Raw genomic sequence first — 17010 nt, forward strand, 5'->3', positions numbered from 1 at the left:
GCGGCGAGGAAGTTACTGAGGATTAATATTAAACATCAGCGACTAATTTCTTCGCCGCACGGCGATGGCGGGAGATCAGATCCGGCACATCCAGCCCGACGATGTTACCGTCGGACACTCGCCACTTACCACCAACCATCACATGCTCAGCCTTTTCCGCACCGCATAACAGCAAGGCTGAAATCGCATCGTGGCTGCCACTAAAGCGGAGCTCGTCCTGGGCAAACAGCGCTAAATCGGCCTGTTTTCCAACGGCAATTTCGCCAATATCGCTACGCCCAATCAGTTTTGCCGAGCCACGTGTCGCCCAGCCCAATACGCGTTGTGGCGTAATCGCTTCAGCGCCATATCGCAGACGTTGCAGATACAGTGCTTGCCGTGCTTCGTACATGATGTTTGACGCATCGTTAGATGCAGAGCCATCAACGCCAAGACCCACTGGTGCGCCCGCATTTTCCAAATCAACCGTTGGGCACATACCTGATGCAAGGCGCATGTTTGAAACCGGACAATGACAGACACCAACGCCCGCACTGCCCAAGCGCTGAATTTCACTCTCATTAAAATGGATACCGTGGGCAAGCCAGGTTCGGTCGTTTAACCAGCCAACACTTTCCAGATAATCCACGGTTCGCAAGCCAAAGCGTTGCAGACAGAAGTTTTCTTCATCAATCGTTTCAGCCAGATGCGTATGCAGCCGCACGTCTTCTTGCTCCGCAAGCAACGCGCTATCGCGCATGATTTCAGTGGTCACAGAAAACGGAGAACACGGAGCAAGCGCTATTTGTAACCACGCCCCATCGCCGCGCTGGTGATAACGTTTAATCAACCGCTCACTGTCACGCAAAATTGTCTCGGCCTTCTGTACGGTGTGGCGTGGAGGTAACCCACCTTCATCTTCACCCAGGCTCATCGAACCACGCGTTAATACGGCACGCATACCGATTTCGCTTACCACATCCACTTGCACATCAATAGCCTCTTCCATGCCCTGCGGGAAAAGGTAGTGATGGTCCGTGGTGGTGGTGCAACCGGAAAGTAGCAATTCGGCCATCGCCACTTTGCTGGCCAAGGCTAATGCTTCTGCATCAAGCCGTGCCCAAACGGGATATAACGTTTTTAACCATGGGAAGAGAGGCACGTTAACCACGGGTGCCCATGCGCGCGTCAAAGTTTGGTAGAAGTGATGATGGGTGTTGATAAGGCCGGGTAACAAGACCAGTTCGCGGGCATCAAACACCTGGTCGCAAGGGATAGTGGGTTCGCCCCCTGCGGGAATTAATTCGCGAATCACCGCACCTTCAATCACCACTCCACCGGTGGCATCCTGGGCATTAGCAGTAAAAACAGCGCGGGGATTTTTGATCCATAAACGTTTTGCAGACATGACTGGCTCCTGTCAAAGAAGATAATAGAAAGCCAGCTCAGTTATGGCCTGTCTGCTGATCCAGGCATTACAAGGGGATAATTTAGCCATTCTACCCAACAATAAAAATGCCCATCATCACGTTTTCTTATGATGTTTTGTTGGGGCTGCAGTTTGGGGGCACAGTAATGAGCATCGCGCTTGTTCAAGCGAAGCTCATCACTGTGGTGAGATTATTGAGATGCCGGTTTCTCAGCCGCTTATTTCGCCGGTTTGGCACTCACTTTAGTGGTAATTTCTGGCAGTTTGCCAAAATCCAGTTTTTCCGTTTTCAATTTAGCGATCAAATCAGCGCTGACATCCAGTTCCGGATCAATAGATAACGCGGTTTGCGTTGGCATGAGGACATCAATTTTCTTCTCAATACGGTAAGAGTCTGACGCTTTTTTCAGTGTATTGAGCACAACATTACGTGCGGCCTGCTGCTGCGCTTTCCATTGTTTTGTAAGTAAATTTTTGTCTGCGATTCGCGCGGCTTCGACTTTATCTGCGGGTAGGCTGGTATAGCTTTTTTCAGCCATTTGCATACCTTTCTGCAACTGTTGGTTGACGGCCATGAGATAATCTTGCTCTTGTTTTACCAGACCGGCATCCACTAAAACCTTTTCTACATTGACAAATTTCATTGTTGTATCTCCTTTCTGTTTATTGTCACAACCTACGAGCATGCTACCCGCAGCCACTACAATCAATACTGCACCCGCCAGATGACGAATAAAATTATGTTTCATATAAAACATTCCTGCCAGGTATAAGAATAGATATTCTTTAGTCAATTAATAATTTAAGAGTATGTATTCCCATTACCACATTAATAAAATATATAAATACAGATGGATATTTCAAAATCGTTCGACACAGTATGGTAAAAGTAGTTCAAACAACAGAACTAAAAACTGAATTATATTTACCCCATCACTTCAAGACGTCGAGCCGTTTCGTAATGTTCAACCCAATAATGATTCGCAAGGGATGACATCGTCACACCGACACTACTTGAAGCATGAATAAACTTATTATCACCTACGTAAACACCCACGTGGCGCATTCCTGGGGAGGTTTTAAAAAACACTAAATCACCAGGCTTGAGCTTTTCTTTGCTGACCTGCTGGCCATCCAGGATTTGTTGTGTCGTGGTTCTGGGCAGTGACTTGCCAAACGAGGCACTGAAAATTTTCTGCATCAACGCTGAACAATCCACCCCTTTGTGCGTTGTTCCGCCGAGATGATAACGCGTTCCTTTCCAGTTGGAATATTGCGACAATATCGCAGAACGAATATTACCAACATCACTACTATTAATTTTGCTTATATCATTTCCTTTATCAGAAAATAAACTTTTATGGGAAATAGATTTCGTTCCCAATGATGCAAATTCCTTTGGCATATTAAAAGCAAAGGAATTGGCACTAATAATTAAAGGTGCCACAAAAAACACCAGAGCTACGAGATTTTTAAAACGAGGCATAAGTAATATCTTTCAGATTTGGGCAAACAGACCATTACCTGATTTATGGTAACGAGGAAGAACAACTCCTTTTTGGTGAGCAAATAATAACCACTGGGTAAATTTTATCCAACCTTAATTGTGTCCACTAATAGACATGCATTTTTTTAATCCTTAAAAACAGCTTGATAGGGATTCAAACTGCATGTGAAAAGTGCTTACACGTTAGCCAGGTCAACCTCGGGACACTGATAATGCGGCCATACCAAAGCGACCAGTTCCGGGTAAGCGTGATGACTGAACTCATTAAAGCACTGACGTAAATTCAGCACTTCAATATCTGCAAACGGCACTTTTTCACCTTCAGCACAGCGTTTGCGCAGATTATCGTAATAACGATAAATGGCGGAGTTTAAGTCACTGCAACGCCGCTGAGCATTAAACAGTTCACGGTTCGCACTAAGCTCATCAATGCTCATATGCTTTATCGTGGTATAGGCGAAATCGACATATTCATGACTGACTCGCCAATAATAGTCGGGGGTAATTTTTGAAATTAACTTCGCAAAGTAATCTTCACGTTCATCAATGTCAGATAAATTTAATTTAGGGGAAGCTTGCGGAATGGGATTCACTGTGGAATGGGATTTTTCACGCATTAGCACTAATATGCCGCACAGCAACAACAGTATTAATACAATTGAATAAAAAACGCTTTGCATGGGAACTCCTGTTTTTTTTATAGTAATTTTGAGGCAAAATATTGTCAACATCATACTTGGTTACGATGAACTTCATTCTGTTGATATAAAAGGACATCTCTAATGCTACCCACCAACCTGGTGCCTGTACCCCTTCCTGCTCTGCAGGTTGCAATGGCTCCATCAACAGACGATAGCGCTCTAACTCTGAATCTTCAGGATAATCTTTTTGATCTAGAGAAAATGATTCTCAGCACCAATCATTACGCTGGGCAGGCAAAAAATACATTGCTTGAAGAAAACGATCGCCATTTGAAAGACCGTTTATTTTGTGCCGTAAAAATTGAAGCCATAGTGACCGTATTAAATGAACTAATAGAACAAGAAAAAATCAGTTCTGCCGATTTGAAAATGCTAATAGAAGATAAAAAATTGCAGATAAGTCGAGATTTGCAAGAAGTCTGGGTCAATCAGTTAACCCAGGAAAAAAGCTGGCCGATGTTTTATTCCCTGGATGAGTAATCTCAATGTCAGATCTACAACAACACCTTCCGCAAGATGCCGTTTCTACCCATGAAACGGCCCCTGATAGCACGTTATTATGTGAGAATATTGCCGCCCTGGTGCTAATAAAAAATGAAAATATTGCTCGTTTCACACAAGGGAAAATTAACATTACCTCGGCGCTGGTTGAGCAAAAATGGCATAACCGCCATCAAATTTATCCTTACCGCGTGAAAGAAGAAATTTACGGGGCGGTGTTCAATGAAATTCTCGCCCACCAGCCGCAGATGAAAAGCGCGATCCTTGCCCGGCTTGAAGCGGTTTATCAGCAACTCAGAAACGAGGAAACACAAACGCTGTCGCGGACTCGTGCGCTGATGGAAAATACCTACAAAACGCCTTATTTATAAGGCGTTACACTTTGCTCGTAGCGACTGAAAAAGCCTCGCCTTCGGTAATAATTTCAGTGATATCAACCCGTTCACCGATCCGCACTTCGCTCACTCGATCAAATTTGCTCTTGTCGATCAACAATAACGACTGGGCTGAACGCTTAAGCAGCATGGTTTTATATTCGGCATTCCAGCTGCGCGTGTCCCATAGCGTCCCGTTGCTATCAACCCCTTCGCAGGAAAACATAAACAGATCGATCTCCAGGGATTTGAGGTGTACTGCAAGCGGGGCTTTGATATAGCAGGCATCTTTGCGTTGCAGCACCCCGCCAGTACTGATGAGCTGAATATGCTCGCGCTTCGCAAGCTCATGGCAAATACGTTCGCTATTGGTAAAAATGGTCAGGGGTATATCGGGGAGCAACCGTGCCAGATACCAGCAGGTTGAGCTGGCATCCAAAGCAATCACCATTCCCGGCACAATCCAGGCCAGCGCACGGTGGGCGATATCCGCTTTACTATTGAGATGGCTTCTCAGGCGTGCAGTAAACGGGTCACCGCTTTCATCTGCCCCCCGATTAATGCGCTTCGCCCTTCCATGCTGACGAACAATTTTTCCCTGCTTTTGTAGCATGCGCAGATCGCGCCGTACCGTTTCCTGGCTCACGTCTAACAATTGAGCCAGTTGCTGTGTCGTCAGGTCGTTGTACTGTTCGACAAGTTGAACCAGTTCCTGATGGCGTTCGACTTTCATGATTGAGTCCCCCGGCAATGCCAGGATATTAGGATGTGATGCTCTTGTTTAACAAGATGATACCTCACTTCGCTCGCTCTCTGTGATGACGATCGCAGAAGTCTACGGGTAGGGAGTATAAAAAAGCGGCCTGCTAGTTTGACTAGCAGGCCGCTCAAAATGGAGTAGATGGGTAAAAGTAAAGCTTATTGGGTCTTCGTGACTTCTTGCCCAACCAGGCCAATCTTCAAATACCCTGCCTGATGCAGCGTATCCATCACGTTCATCATCGTTTCGTAATCAACCGATTTGTCTGCGCGGAAGAAAATCGTGGTGTCTTTCTTACCTTCTGTCGCTGCCATCAGAGTGTTAATCATGTTCTCTTTGGTCACGGCATCGTTACCAATAAACATGGTTTTGTCAGCTTTGACAGAAAGATAAACCGGTTTTTCCGGGCGCGGCTGTGGCTGGCTTGAAGACGCAGGAAGATTAACCTTCACATCGACCGTCGCAAGCGGAGCTGCCACCATGAAGATAATCAGCAGTACCAACATGACATCGATAAACGGTGTCACGTTGATTTCATGCATCTCACCATTATCGTCGAGATTTTCGTTAAGACGTAAAGCCATGGGATCAACCTACACGCAGTTTCTGAGCCGTACGTACCGGACGAGCTTGAGAACTGGCTTCTAAGTCCAGGTCACGGCTTTGCAGCAGTAAAACCTGAGCAGCAACGTCACCCAGAGAAGCTTTTTGACCGCCAATCACGCGAGCAAACACGTTGTAGATAACAACCGCAGGAATGGCTGCAATCAGGCCGATAGCCGTTGCCAACAATGCTTCGGCAATACCCGGTGCCACAACAGCAAGGTTAGTGGTTTGCGATTGCGCAATACCAATAAAGCTGTTCATGATGCCCCAGACGGTGCCAAACAAACCAATAAATGGCGAAATCGCACCGATAGTCGCAAGAAAGCCATTACCGCGCCCCATATGACGCCCCACCGCCGCTACGCGACGCTCAAGGCGGAAACCGGTACGTTCTTTAATGCCTTCGTTATCGTCGCTGCCTGTGGAAAGCTCGAGCTCATTCTGCGCTTCATTGATAAGCATCGTGCTCAGGCTTTTCGCATCAAATGCTTCAGCCATTTCACTGGCTTCGTCCAGAGAGCGGGCATTAGCCAGTTGTTGTTGCTCACGCTTAAGACGGCGCTTTTGCGACATCAGCTCAACACTTTTGCTAAAGAAGATTGCCCAAGTGACGACAGAGGCCAGAATCAGGCCGATCATCACAATTTTTACCACGATGTCAGCATGCTGATACATGCCCAAGACAGAGAGGTCTGTCTGCATCAAATTATTTGTCACTCTTACTCTCCACCACGAAATAATACAAAAACTGTGCGCAATAATATCAAAACGACATCGAATTGATAGTAGTTCTCATTAGTATTTAAAGAGTGCCTTAAATTGTCCATGGATTCCTTGCGCTTACGCAGCAAAAGCATGATAAGTTAGATTTGGACATCCAGATGGGTAAATGGGGTAAAGTGAACATGACTGAAAAGCACATTGAAACGGCGCTGGTTAATGCTGGGCGCGATAAGAAATTCACCCAAGGCTCGGTTAACAGCGTCATTCAACGCGCTTCATCTTTGGTTTTTGAAACTGTCGAAGCCAAGAAGCAAGCGACCGCCAACCGCGCGAAAGGCGAGCTGTTTTATGGCCGCCGTGGCACCCTCACCCATTTCTCGTTACAAGAAGCCATGTGTGAATTGGAAGGTGGAGCGGGTTGCGCACTTTATCCTTGTGGTGCCGCAGCCGTTGCCAATGCGATTCTGGCATTCGTCGGGCATGGCGATAATGTGCTGATGACCGGCAGTGCTTATGAACCAAGCCAGGATTTCTGTACCAAGATCCTCGCAAAACTCGGCGTCACCACCACCTGGTTTGACCCAATGATTGGCGCAGGTATTGCTGAACTTGTGCAACCCAATACTAAAGTTGTATTTCTGGAATCGCCTGGCTCCATCACAATGGAAGTACATGACGTTCCAGCCATTGTTAAGGCAGTACGCAGCGTCGCCCCCGATGCCATCATCATGATCGACAATACTTGGTCGGCGGGTATTTTGTTTAAAGCACTGGATTTCGGCATTGATATTTCGATTCAGGCGGGCACCAAATACTTGATTGGCCATTCGGATGCGATGGTCGGGACGGCGGTGTCGAACGCCCGTTGCTGGGATCAATTGCGTGAGAACTCGTACCTGATGGGGCAAATGTTGGATGCGGATACCGCTTACATGACCAGCCGTGGTTTACGCACATTAGGTGTACGTTTGCGTCAACACCATGAAAGCAGCCTAAAAGTTGCCGAATGGCTGGCACAACATCCACAGGTTGAACGCGTCAATCACCCTGCACTGCCCGGCAGCAAAGGCCATGAGTTTTGGAAACGAGACTTTACAGGTAGCAGCGGTTTGTTCTCGTTCGTGCTTAAAAAACGCTTAAATAACGATCAGTATCAGCATTACCTGGACCATTTTCGTTATTTTAGTATGGCCTATTCCTGGGGCGGCTATGAGTCACTTATCCTTGCCAACCAGCCTGAAGAACTGGCTGAGATTCGCCCTGCGGGGGGAATTGACTTCTCCGGTACGTTAGTTCGCGTTCATATTGGTCTGGAGAATGTCGACGATCTGATTGCCGATCTCGATGCAGGTTTCCAGCGTATTGCCTGAATTTGCCAGATATGGATGCCTGAAAGGACAGTTTTTCTCAATTCAAGATGATTAGTTGAGCCTGTGATCAAGGTCTCGCAGGCCATTTAGCGTTACACTAAGACTCTCAAAAAAAGGCACGCCACTTAAATTAAGGTGTACCTAATCTAACAACTATAGAATTAGACACGCCTAATAAAGCGGTTCCACAGGATTTGCCATGGCTGTTATACATAATATCGTTCAGGCGCTTTGGCAACATGACTTTGCTGCACTCGCGGACCCTCATGTTGTTGGAGTGGTTTATTGCGTCATGTTTGCGACGCTGTTTCTCGAAAATGGATTACTGCCAGCCTCTTTTTTGCCGGGCGACAGTCTGCTGTTACTTGCGGGAGCGTTAGTGGCAAAAGGGGTCATGAGTTTTGTCCCTACAGTTCTTATTCTCACTACAGCAGCAAGTCTCGGTTGCTGGTTAAGCTATGCACAAGGGCGCTGGCTCGGTAATACCAAAACAGTTAAATGTTGGCTGCAACAGTTGCCGCCGCAATATCACCAACGTGCGACGCATATGTTTGACCGACACGGGTTATTCGCATTGCTGGCTGGGCGTTTTTTAGCCTTTGTCCGCACGCTTCTACCAACCATGGCGGGTATTTCAGGCCTCAGCAATCGTCGCTTCCAGGTGTTTAACTGGTTAAGTGGGCTGTTATGGGTGGGGAGTGTGGCCAGTCTGGGTTATGCCTTGAGTATGATTCCGTTTGTAAAACGCCACGAAGATCAGGTCATGACTTGCCTGATGGTGCTGCCAATGGTGCTTCTGGTGGCAGGCTTACTCGGAACGTTGTTCGTTGTCATCAAGAAAAGATTTACCCCGGCATAAAATTTTACCGGGTGGATAACGTGAAATTATCCACCCTGTTAATCCGTTAAATTACCCGCATCCGCGCGGCATCTTCCCCAGGTGTTACGCCAAAGTAACGCTTAAACTCACGGCTAAACTGCGAAGCACTTTCATACCCGACTTGAATGGCCGCGGTACTGGCTTTAATCCCATCGTGCAAAATCAGCATCCGCGCTTTATGCAAACGGTAGCTCTTGAGATATTGCAGCGGCGAGGTGCTGGTCACCGACTTAAAGTTGTGGTGAAACGCCGAGACACTCATGTTCGCTTCTGCGGCGAGTTGGTCTACTGACAGGTTTTCGGTGTATTGCGTTTCGATGCGCCTGAGCACGCGGCTTATCAGGCTGAAATGTGTTTGCCGGCTCACCAGTGCTAACAGTGCGGCACCGCATGACCCCACCAGAATGTGATAGAGGATCTCGCGGATAATTTGTTTACCCAAAATACGCGCATCGAGCGGGTTTTCCAGCACATCCAGCAAACGCTCAGCAGCACAGAGGATCTCTTCGGATAGTTCGGCGGAGTTAATTCCCGTTGAGCAGGTTTGCGGGTGCGATAAATCATCTTCGCCGATATCCATCAGCAAATCCTGAAGCTGTAAAATATCGATATTAATGCGTAGTCCGGCCAACGGTACTTCAGGTGTGGCGAAGGTTTCACATTCAAAAGGTAACGGAACGGTCAGCAATAAGTATTCGTTGGCATCGTAGCGAAACACGCGATCGTTCAGATAACCCGTTTTATGACCGGAAAAGAGAATAATGATCCCCGGTTCATACATGACTGGTGTACGCGCATAGGGTTTGGTGCCATACAGCAAACTGACGTTAGGCAATGTTCTTAATCCACTATTTTCTTTTTGTATCAGATAATTAATCTTGTTCGTTAACTGCTGACAAATCGCTTTCCGCTTCATTTTCCTGCACTCCGCATGGCTTTCCTGACGATGTCAGTGTGCAACTATTCCTTCCATTTCTCCAGCCCACTGGAGAAATAGGCAAGATATAGGCAGGAATAAGCATTGAGAGATAACCACCTGAGGCCGACAATGGCTTCCATCAAATTCGTGAAGCTTTATCTTCAACCAATCCATACGGGAACCTCATAATGAACAACTTTAACCTCCATACCCCGACGCGCATCCTGTTTGGTAAAGGTGCCATTTCCGAACTACGTGCTCAAATCCCAGCAGATGCTCGCGTACTGATTACCTACGGCGGCGGCAGCGTGAAGAAAAATGGCGTGCTGGATCAGGTTTATGCAGCACTCGAAGGTCTGGATGTTCTGGAGTTTAGCGGTATTGAACCGAACCCAACTTACGAAACGCTGATGAAAGCGGTCGAAGTGGTTCGCCAGCAGAAAGTGACTTTCCTGCTAGCTGTTGGTGGTGGTTCAGTGCTCGATGGAACTAAGTTCATCGCAGCAGCAGCTCACTACCCAGTTGATATCGACCCATGGAATATCTTGCTCACTTACGGTAACGACGTGAAAAGCGCCGTGCCAATGGGCTCTGTTCTGACTCTGCCAGCAACCGGTTCTGAATCTAACAAAGGTGCTGTCGTTTCTCGTCGTTCAACCGGTGACAAACAGGCGTTTATGTCTGAGCACGTTCAGCCTGTGTTTGCTGTTCTTGATCCTGTTTACACCTACACATTGCCACCACGTCAGGTAGCAAACGGGGTTGTGGATGCATTTGTGCATACCGTTGAGCAATACATTACTTATCCGGTGAACGCCAAAGTCCAGGACCGTTTTGCCGAAGGTATTCTGTTAACGCTGGTTGAAGACGGCCCAATAGCGTTGAAAGAACCAGAAAACTATGACGTTCGTGCCAACGTAATGTGGGCAGCGACCATGGCGTTAAACGGCCTGATCGGGGCTGGTGTACCGCAAGATTGGGCAACGCACATGTTGGGCCATGAACTGACCGCAATGCACAGCCTGGATCACGCTCAAACTCTGGCGGTGGTACTGCCAGCTTTACTGAACGAAAAACGTAACGAGAAACACGGCAAACTGCTGCAATACGCAGAGCGCGTGTGGAATATCACCAGCGGTAGCGAAGAAGAACGTATTGATGCCGCAATCGTTGCGACTCGTAATTTCTTCGAGCAAATGGGTGCGCCAACTCGCCTTTCGGCCTATGGTCTGGATGGCAGTTCTATCCCGGCATTACTGGTGAAACTGGAAGAGAAAGGCATGACACAATTGGGTGAACACAAAGACATTACTTTAGAGGTTAGCCGTCGTATTTACGAAGCAGCACGCTAAGTAATTTAGTCATTTGGTTCTCGTTTTTGCGTATTTGGTCCAGACTTAAACCCTAAATTATTCAAGTTGCAGGCAAGCCAGCGCCCCTGCAACTTGAAATATGCAGGTTTAATCATTAAGGAGGAATACATGACAGCTCCAACTGTAATCAAGCTCCAGGATGGGAATGTGATGCCGCAATTGGGCCTCGGTGTCTGGCAAGCCAGCAACGATCAGGTCCTGATTGCAATCGATAAAGCGCTGGAAGTCGGCTATCGATCCATTGATACCGCCGCTGCGTATAAAAATGAAGACGGTGTAGGCAGTGCGCTAAAACAAGCAGGTATTCCACGTGAAGAGCTGTTTATCACCACCAAACTGTGGAACGAGGATCAGCAACGTCCACGTCAGGCACTGGAAGACAGCCTCGAAAAGCTCCAACTGGATTATGTTGATCTCTATCTAATGCACTGGCCCGTGCCGAGCAAAGATCATTATGTTGAAGCCTGGAAAGGCATGATTGAGCTGCAAAAACTGGGTCTGGTTAAAAGTATCGGCGTGTGTAATTTCCAGCTCAACCACCTTCAGCGTTTGATTGATGAAACGGGTATCTCACCGGTTATCAACCAGATTGAACTCCATCCGTTACTGCAACAACGCCAACTTCATTCATGGAATGCCACACACAAGATCCAGACCGAATCCTGGAGCCCGTTGGCTCAGGGTGGTGCTGGTGTGTTCGATAAAAAAATCATCCACGAGCTGGCTGATAAATACAGCAAAACTCCGGCGCAAATTGTGATTCGCTGGCATCTGGACAGCGGCCTGGTGGTTATCCCTAAATCGGTGACACCAACGCGTATTGCTGAGAACTTTGACGTGTTTGATTTCCGTCTTGATAAAGACGAGTTAAGCGAGATTTCGAAGTTAGATAGCAGTAAGCGTCTGGGGCCAGACCCGGATGTGTTTGGTGGGTAAGATTGTTTGATAGTGTCGGATGGCGCTTGCGCTTATCCGACCTACTAGAGAATTGTAAGGTGGATAAACGCAAGCGTCATCCACCTTTTTTATACCAATGATTTAAGCCGAGCGTTGTTTCTTAGCGGCCGGTTTCCCAGCCCCTTTCGGTGCGGCTTTCGCTACTGCCGCGGGCTTGGATGCAACTTTAGGCGTGGGTTTGGTTCCCGCAGCAGGTTTCCCAGCGGCTTTCGGCGCGACTTTCGCACCAGCAGCCGCAGCAGGAGCACGACGCTGATGGGTCATGTCGGTGTGCTTAGTCAGTGCCGGACGAGACCCACGATTGTAGCGACGCGCTTCACGCATCTCCTCAAGCGTTGGTGAAGGCACCAGACATTCACGACGACCACCAATCAGGTGCTTTTTACCCATCTCTTCCAGCGCTTCACGAATCATCGGCCAGTTAGCTGGATCGTGGTAACGCAGCAACGCTTTGTGCAGACGACGCTGGCGATCACCTTTCGGCACCACGACATCTTCACTCTTATAGCTAATCTTACCCAGCGGGTTTTTGCCGGTGTAATACATGGTGGTGGAGTTCGCGAGTGGCGATGGATAGAAGTTTTGCACCTGATCCAAACGGAAGCGGTTTTTCTTCAGCCACAGTGCCAGATTCACCATGTCTTCATCACGCGTACCAGGGTGCGCGGAGATGAAATATGGAATTAGGTACTGCTCTTTTCCAGCCTGTTTAGAGTAGGTATCAAACAGCTCTTTGAAGCGCTGATAGCTGCCCATCCCCGGCTTCATCATCTTAGAAAGTGGCCCTTCTTCGGTATGCTCAGGGGCAATCTTCAGATAACCACCAACGTGATGCGTCGCCAGCTCTTTGATATAACGAGGATCTTCTACTGCGATGTCGTAACGAACACCGGATGCAATAAGGATCTTCTTCACACCTTTAATCTCACGGGCGCGACGATACAAGTTGATCGTCGGCTCGTGGTTGGTATCCATGTGCGGGCAAATGTCCGGGTAAACGCAAGACAGGCGGCGACAGGTTTGTTCTGCACGTGGCGATTTGCAGCGCAGCATATACATGTTGGCAGTCGGGCCACCCAGATCCGAAACCACGCCAGTAAAGCCTGGAACGGTGTCGCGCATCGCTTCAATTTCGCTGATGATCGAGTCTTCTGAACGGCTCTGAATAATGCGGCCTTCGTGTTCGGTAATAGAACAGAACGAACAGCCACCAAAGCAGCCACGCATGATGTTCACCGAGAAACGAATCATCTCGTAAGCAGGAATACGCGCCTTGCCATACGCAGGATGCGGAACGCGCTTATAAGGCAGAGCAAACACGCTGTCCATCTCTTCGGTGGAAAGCGGGATGGCTGGCGGGTTGATCCAAATGTAACGATCGCCGTGTTTTTGCATTAATGCACGAGCACAACCTGGGTTGGTTTCGTGGTGCAGAATACGTGATGCGTGGGCGTAGAGTACTTTGTCGTTTTTAACTTTTTCATACGACGGCAGCAACACGTAGGTTTTTTCCCACGGCTTCATTGGCGCAGGTTTCACGACGATAGCTTGCGCTTCGTTGATTGGCTTTTCTGGTTTACCAGTTTCTGCACATGGTAAATCTTCACCATATGGATGCGGAATTGGGTCGATACGGCCAGGCATATCCAGACGCGTAGAGTCCACACCAGACCAGCCCGGCATCGCTTCTTTACGCATCATCGCGGTGTTACGCACATCGCTAATTTCGTCGATTTTCTCGCCCATTGCCAGGCGATGAGCCACTTCCACCAGCGGACGTTCACCGTTGCCGAAAATCAGCATGTCAGCTTTCGCGTCTACCAGAATGGAGCGACGGACGGTATCAGACCAGTAATCGTAGTGCGCAGTACGGCGCAAGCTCGCTTCAATACCGCCAATAATAACTGGCACATCACGCCAGGCTTCTTTACAGCGTTGGGTATAGGCAAGCGAGGCACGATCAGGGCGTTTACCCGCGACGTTATCTGGGGTGTACGCATCGTCATGGCGCAGTTTGCGGTCAGCGGTATAACGGTTGATCATTGAATCCATGTTACCCGCAGTCACACCGAAGAACAGATTCGGTTTACCCAGGCGCATGAAGTCTTCTTTACTGTTCCAGTCTGGCTGGGCAATGATCCCCACGCGGAAACCTTGAGCTTCCAGCATACGGCCACAAATCGCCATACCGAAACTTGGATGGTCAACGTAAGCATCTCCGGTAACCAGAATGATGTCACAGCTATCCCAGCCTAACTCGTCCATTTCCTTGCGTGACATGGGTAAAAACGGTGCCGGGCCAAAACAGGCTGCCCAGTATTGAGGCCACGAAAAGAGTTCGCGATCGGGCTGGATCAAGCTAATAGAGCTCATAATGCTTCCGAAAAATGAATAAAAAGTGATTTAAAAATAACCAAAGCGGGCGATTATACGCTGATATGGGGTCAAAAATGAAGTGTTATTGCAATGTTAAAATTCAAGGCCCTTTTTAGGATAAAAGGGCGCATACCCAAAATAATTCGAATTGCATAAAGGCGGCAACGCAGTAAATCCCCAGGAGCTTACTTGAGTCAGTGACCAGGGTGAGCAGGGCCGCCAACGCACATGCAATTTGAAGTATGACGGGTAGGGTTTACGGTGCAGGCTGCACTAACAGCTGTCCAATCGAACCACGGTCCGCCATTTCCAGCGTTTGGCTAGAATAGAGGAACGGGAAATGTTCCCAGGAAGGTTGACCAAAGTAAACGAGCAACTCGACTTGTCCATCAACCCAAACTGTATCTTTCCAGCCGCGGTCTTCACCAAACGGTGCCGCGCCATTGACGTTCTTAATCAGGAAACTCACACCTTCAATATGGAAAGATTGCGGCATATCAGCTCGCACCGTCCAGCGTTCCCAGGTGCCTTGCTGTGTTTGAATATCAAGGCGTTTCATATCCCAGAGTTGGCCGTTAATCCCTGGTTCATCGCCAAGTGAAATTTCACGACTGCGCGACGGGTTACCGTTGATAATCTCATCCGGTAACAGGCGCATGGGTAGCGTATCAGTCACCAAAGGCAGCAAGCCGGTGGCCCGAAGCGTGAGTACCAGCGTGGAAACAAGAATGCTCGAAGGTTCAAAGAAGCCACGGATCCGGTCCATGATACCGGCGGCTTCACCGCAGGTAATCGACACTTCTTTGCCGTCTGTCATATCAACCAGGATCTCGCGACGTTCACCCGGTGCCAATGAAAGTTGCTTCACAGAAACAGGTGCCGGGAGAAAACCCTGGTCGCTTGAAATCACGTGCATCGCACGGCCATCGCTCATTTGCAGCAAATAGCGGCGCGAATTTGAGGCATTAAGCAAACGCAAACGCACCCAGCCGCGAGAAACCTCGACATACGGCCCCTGAACACCATTTACCAACAGCGTATCGCCTACAAAGCCACCGCTTCCCGGTTCTTCATATTCCGGCGTACCGAAGTTATCCAGGCGCTTATCCTGAATGATGACCGGGAAGTCATCGACACCATAATGGTTTGGGATCGGTAACGATTTACTGACTTCATCTTCGATAAGCCACATACCGGCGAGGCCATTGTAGAGCTGTTTCGCAGTGCGGTTTGGCGTGTTGGCGTGATACCACAACGTTGCAGCCTGTTGGCGAATCGGCAGAACCGGAGCCCAGTCTACATTTGGCGACATCATACGTGCAGCCCCCCCCATTAGCGGGCCTGGTACTTGCAAACCAGCAATCGTCATGGAGATGTTTTCTTGCAGACGGTTGCTGTAAATCATCTTCACGTCATCGCCGCTCCATACGCGGATGGTCGGCCCAAGATAACGTCCGTTCAAGCCCCAAACGGGTGCCTTTGCACCGCCAGTAAATGCCCAATGCGCCCGTTGTAACGTCAGAAACAAAGGCTGGCCACGGCGCGATTCCAATAAAGGGGGAACCGGTAAAGGTTGCTGCATTCCTGCCGCATTTGCCCTCAGTGGCACTGAGCCTGCACAAAGTGCGACTCCTGATGCCTGGATAAACTGACGCCGACTGAGTGACATAATAACTCCATGTAAACTGACTTACGTTGGGCGATACAAAACGTACCGCCAAAATATCCCCGTCATACTTCAAATTGCAGGGGGTTGGCTGCACTCGAATGATTTAGGGTTTAAAAGCGATTAGTTCGCTTGCTTGCTTTGCACTCGGCCGGAAGCTTCGCGCTCCGCGACTTCTTTATTGAGTTCGTCGATTTTTGCCATCATAATTTCACGGCAATCGGTGGCAAGTTTGCGCACCTGGTCTTTGCCGTAGTGACTGATGTCAATTGGCGGTAACATTTCTATAATGACTAAACCGTTATTCAGACGGTTTAGTTTTATTTTATTACTGGTGTTAGAAACGCATACCGGAATAATGGGGACGCCCGCAGCAATTGCGGCATGGAATGCACCTGTTTTAAATGGCAGCAGGCCACGGCCACGGCTGCGAGTCCCTTCCGGGAACATCCAGACCGACACATTGCGTTTCTGAATTTGTGCCACCACCTGGGAAATCGTGCTGAGCGCTTTGGAACGATTATCACGATCGATAAGCATATTCCCGGTTAGCCAATAAATTTGGCCAAAGAACGGGATCCATAGCAGGCTTTTTTTCCCGACAGTCACCGTTGGCGGCTGCACAATACCCGCAGCAGTTACCATGTCGAAGTTATTCTGGTGGTTACAGATATAAATCGCTGTTGGATGATTTTCGACACCCGCCGGTAAACGGTTTTCAACTTTCAAACCAAAAACGGGAGCAAGACGCCCAAAAAGATGACCAAACGTAGCAACATGGCGTGGGTTACGTGGGCTGAACAAACAATAAATGCAGCCAAAAATGCACACCAGCAGGCAATAAATTATAACGATTATAAAACGTACGATGGATAGCATAACAACCTCA

Annotated in this window: 17 protein-coding genes; 6 read left to right on the forward strand and 11 right to left on the reverse strand. The window is 48.4% G+C overall.

What is annotated here, in order from left to right; all coding sequences use genetic code 11:
• Positions 1-28 precede the first annotated feature (28 nt).
• From VJY99_RS00565 to VJY99_RS00580, 4 genes are all read right to left on the reverse strand, one after another.
• Positions 29-1387: an 8-oxoguanine deaminase gene (locus tag VJY99_RS00565; RefSeq protein WP_324115326.1), complete on the reverse strand. Its 1359-nt coding sequence runs from the start codon at positions 1385-1387 to the stop codon at positions 29-31.
• Between the two features lie 239 nt (positions 1388-1626).
• The gene (locus tag VJY99_RS00570; protein ID WP_324115327.1) at positions 1627-2157 is read right to left on the reverse strand and encodes a hypothetical protein; all 531 of its coding nucleotides are present in this window, start codon (positions 2155-2157) and stop codon (positions 1627-1629) included.
• A 176-nt stretch (positions 2158-2333) separates the two neighbouring features.
• Complete coding sequence (locus VJY99_RS00575; protein WP_324115329.1) at positions 2334-2894, reverse strand: NlpC/P60 family protein; 561 nt, start codon at positions 2892-2894, stop codon at positions 2334-2336.
• Between the two features lie 197 nt (positions 2895-3091).
• Positions 3092-3595, reverse strand: coding sequence for an ESA_00282 family adhesion-associated protein (locus VJY99_RS00580; protein ID WP_324115330.1), 504 nt, complete (start codon positions 3593-3595; stop codon positions 3092-3094).
• A 102-nt stretch (positions 3596-3697) separates the two neighbouring features.
• Here VJY99_RS00580 and VJY99_RS00585 point away from each other — a divergent pair, with 102 nt between their 5' ends.
• Both VJY99_RS00585 and VJY99_RS00590 read left to right on the forward strand, forming a co-directional pair.
• The gene (locus tag VJY99_RS00585) at positions 3698-4096 is read left to right on the forward strand and encodes a hypothetical protein (RefSeq protein ID WP_324115332.1); all 399 of its coding nucleotides are present in this window, start codon (positions 3698-3700) and stop codon (positions 4094-4096) included.
• Between the two features lie 5 nt (positions 4097-4101).
• The gene (locus tag VJY99_RS00590) at positions 4102-4488 is read left to right on the forward strand and encodes a cytoplasmic protein (RefSeq protein WP_324115334.1); all 387 of its coding nucleotides are present in this window, start codon (positions 4102-4104) and stop codon (positions 4486-4488) included.
• Positions 4489-4492: 4 nt separating this feature from the next.
• Here the strand turns inward: VJY99_RS00590 and fucR are convergent, their stop codons facing one another.
• The 3 genes from fucR to exbB form a co-directional block, all read right to left on the reverse strand.
• Positions 4493-5224: an L-fucose operon activator gene (gene fucR, locus VJY99_RS00595; RefSeq protein ID WP_324115337.1), complete on the reverse strand. Its 732-nt coding sequence runs from the start codon at positions 5222-5224 to the stop codon at positions 4493-4495.
• A gap of 185 nt (positions 5225-5409) precedes the next feature.
• Positions 5410-5835, reverse strand: a complete 426-nt coding sequence (gene exbD / locus VJY99_RS00600) for a TonB system transport protein ExbD (protein ID WP_324115339.1) — start codon at positions 5833-5835, stop codon at positions 5410-5412.
• 4 nt (positions 5836-5839) lie between these two features.
• Complete coding sequence (gene exbB, locus VJY99_RS00605; RefSeq protein WP_324115341.1) at positions 5840-6574, reverse strand: tol-pal system-associated acyl-CoA thioesterase; 735 nt, start codon at positions 6572-6574, stop codon at positions 5840-5842.
• Between the two features lie 188 nt (positions 6575-6762).
• On the opposite strand from exbB, the gene metC reads away from it, so the two are divergent.
• Both metC and VJY99_RS00615 read left to right on the forward strand, forming a co-directional pair.
• Entirely contained in the window at positions 6763-7950 is a 1188-nt protein-coding gene (gene metC / locus VJY99_RS00610) for a cystathionine beta-lyase (protein ID WP_324115343.1), read from the forward strand.
• A gap of 199 nt (positions 7951-8149) precedes the next feature.
• On the forward strand, positions 8150-8809 hold the full coding sequence (locus tag VJY99_RS00615; RefSeq protein ID WP_324115346.1) for a DedA family protein: 660 nt from the start codon (positions 8150-8152) through the stop codon (positions 8807-8809).
• Between the two features lie 46 nt (positions 8810-8855).
• On the opposite strand, the gene VJY99_RS00620 is transcribed toward VJY99_RS00615, so the two are convergent.
• Positions 8856-9746 carry an AraC family transcriptional regulator gene (locus VJY99_RS00620; protein ID WP_324115348.1) on the reverse strand — a complete coding sequence of 297 codons (891 nt, stop codon included), beginning with the start codon at positions 9744-9746 and terminating at the stop codon, positions 8856-8858.
• 191 nt (positions 9747-9937) lie between these two features.
• On the opposite strand from VJY99_RS00620, the gene yqhD reads away from it, so the two are divergent.
• Together yqhD and dkgA are read left to right on the forward strand one after the other, a co-directional pair.
• The gene (gene yqhD, locus VJY99_RS00625) at positions 9938-11101 is read left to right on the forward strand and encodes an alcohol dehydrogenase (protein ID WP_324115349.1); all 1164 of its coding nucleotides are present in this window, start codon (positions 9938-9940) and stop codon (positions 11099-11101) included.
• A 129-nt stretch (positions 11102-11230) separates the two neighbouring features.
• The gene (dkgA, locus tag VJY99_RS00630; protein ID WP_324115351.1) at positions 11231-12058 is read left to right on the forward strand and encodes a 2,5-didehydrogluconate reductase DkgA; all 828 of its coding nucleotides are present in this window, start codon (positions 11231-11233) and stop codon (positions 12056-12058) included.
• Between the two features lie 102 nt (positions 12059-12160).
• Here the strand turns inward: dkgA and VJY99_RS00635 are convergent, their stop codons facing one another.
• The 3 genes from VJY99_RS00635 to VJY99_RS00645 form a co-directional block, all read right to left on the reverse strand.
• Positions 12161-14452 (reverse strand): YgiQ family radical SAM protein, encoded by a 2292-nt coding sequence (locus tag VJY99_RS00635; RefSeq protein ID WP_414641549.1) that lies wholly within the window; start codon positions 14450-14452, stop codon positions 12161-12163.
• Positions 14453-14711: 259 nt separating this feature from the next.
• Positions 14712-16124 (reverse strand): cell division protein FtsP, encoded by a 1413-nt coding sequence (gene ftsP / locus VJY99_RS00640; RefSeq protein WP_324115353.1) that lies wholly within the window; start codon positions 16122-16124, stop codon positions 14712-14714.
• A 120-nt stretch (positions 16125-16244) separates the two neighbouring features.
• Entirely contained in the window at positions 16245-17000 is a 756-nt protein-coding gene (locus VJY99_RS00645) for a 1-acylglycerol-3-phosphate O-acyltransferase (protein WP_324115355.1), read from the reverse strand.
• Between the last annotated feature and the right edge of the window lie 10 nt (positions 17001-17010).

Source organism: Buttiauxella sp. (assembly GCF_035271705.1).
In the GTDB taxonomy this organism is placed as follows: domain Bacteria; phylum Pseudomonadota; class Gammaproteobacteria; order Enterobacterales; family Enterobacteriaceae; genus Buttiauxella.

Excerpts from the sequence above, each read along its gene's own strand:
- ftsP (WP_324115353.1), bottom strand. The coding sequence starts at position 16,124 with ATGTCACTCAGTCGGCGTCAGTTTATCCAGGCATCAGGAGTCGCACTT.
- VJY99_RS00635 (WP_414641549.1), bottom strand. The coding sequence starts at position 14,452 with ATGAGCTCTATTAGCTTGATCCAGCCCGATCGCGAACTCTTTTCGTGG.
- VJY99_RS00645 (WP_324115355.1), bottom strand. The coding sequence starts at position 17,000 with ATGCTATCCATCGTACGTTTTATAATCGTTATAATTTATTGCCTGCTG.
- dkgA (WP_324115351.1), top strand. The coding sequence starts at position 11,231 with ATGACAGCTCCAACTGTAATCAAGCTCCAGGATGGGAATGTGATGCCG.
- yqhD (WP_324115349.1), top strand. The coding sequence starts at position 9,938 with ATGAACAACTTTAACCTCCATACCCCGACGCGCATCCTGTTTGGTAAA.
- VJY99_RS00620 (WP_324115348.1), bottom strand. The coding sequence starts at position 9,746 with ATGAAGCGGAAAGCGATTTGTCAGCAGTTAACGAACAAGATTAATTAT.
- VJY99_RS00575 (WP_324115329.1), bottom strand. The coding sequence starts at position 2,894 with ATGCCTCGTTTTAAAAATCTCGTAGCTCTGGTGTTTTTTGTGGCACCT.
- VJY99_RS00615 (WP_324115346.1), top strand. The coding sequence starts at position 8,150 with ATGGCTGTTATACATAATATCGTTCAGGCGCTTTGGCAACATGACTTT.
- VJY99_RS00580 (WP_324115330.1), bottom strand. The coding sequence starts at position 3,595 with ATGCAAAGCGTTTTTTATTCAATTGTATTAATACTGTTGTTGCTGTGC.
- VJY99_RS00585 (WP_324115332.1), top strand. The coding sequence starts at position 3,698 with ATGCTACCCACCAACCTGGTGCCTGTACCCCTTCCTGCTCTGCAGGTT.
- VJY99_RS00565 (WP_324115326.1), bottom strand. The coding sequence starts at position 1,387 with ATGTCTGCAAAACGTTTATGGATCAAAAATCCCCGCGCTGTTTTTACT.
- fucR (WP_324115337.1), bottom strand. The coding sequence starts at position 5,224 with ATGAAAGTCGAACGCCATCAGGAACTGGTTCAACTTGTCGAACAGTAC.
- VJY99_RS00590 (WP_324115334.1), top strand. The coding sequence starts at position 4,102 with ATGTCAGATCTACAACAACACCTTCCGCAAGATGCCGTTTCTACCCAT.
- exbD (WP_324115339.1), bottom strand. The coding sequence starts at position 5,835 with ATGGCTTTACGTCTTAACGAAAATCTCGACGATAATGGTGAGATGCAT.
- VJY99_RS00570 (WP_324115327.1), bottom strand. The coding sequence starts at position 2,157 with ATGAAACATAATTTTATTCGTCATCTGGCGGGTGCAGTATTGATTGTA.
- metC (WP_324115343.1), top strand. The coding sequence starts at position 6,763 with ATGACTGAAAAGCACATTGAAACGGCGCTGGTTAATGCTGGGCGCGAT.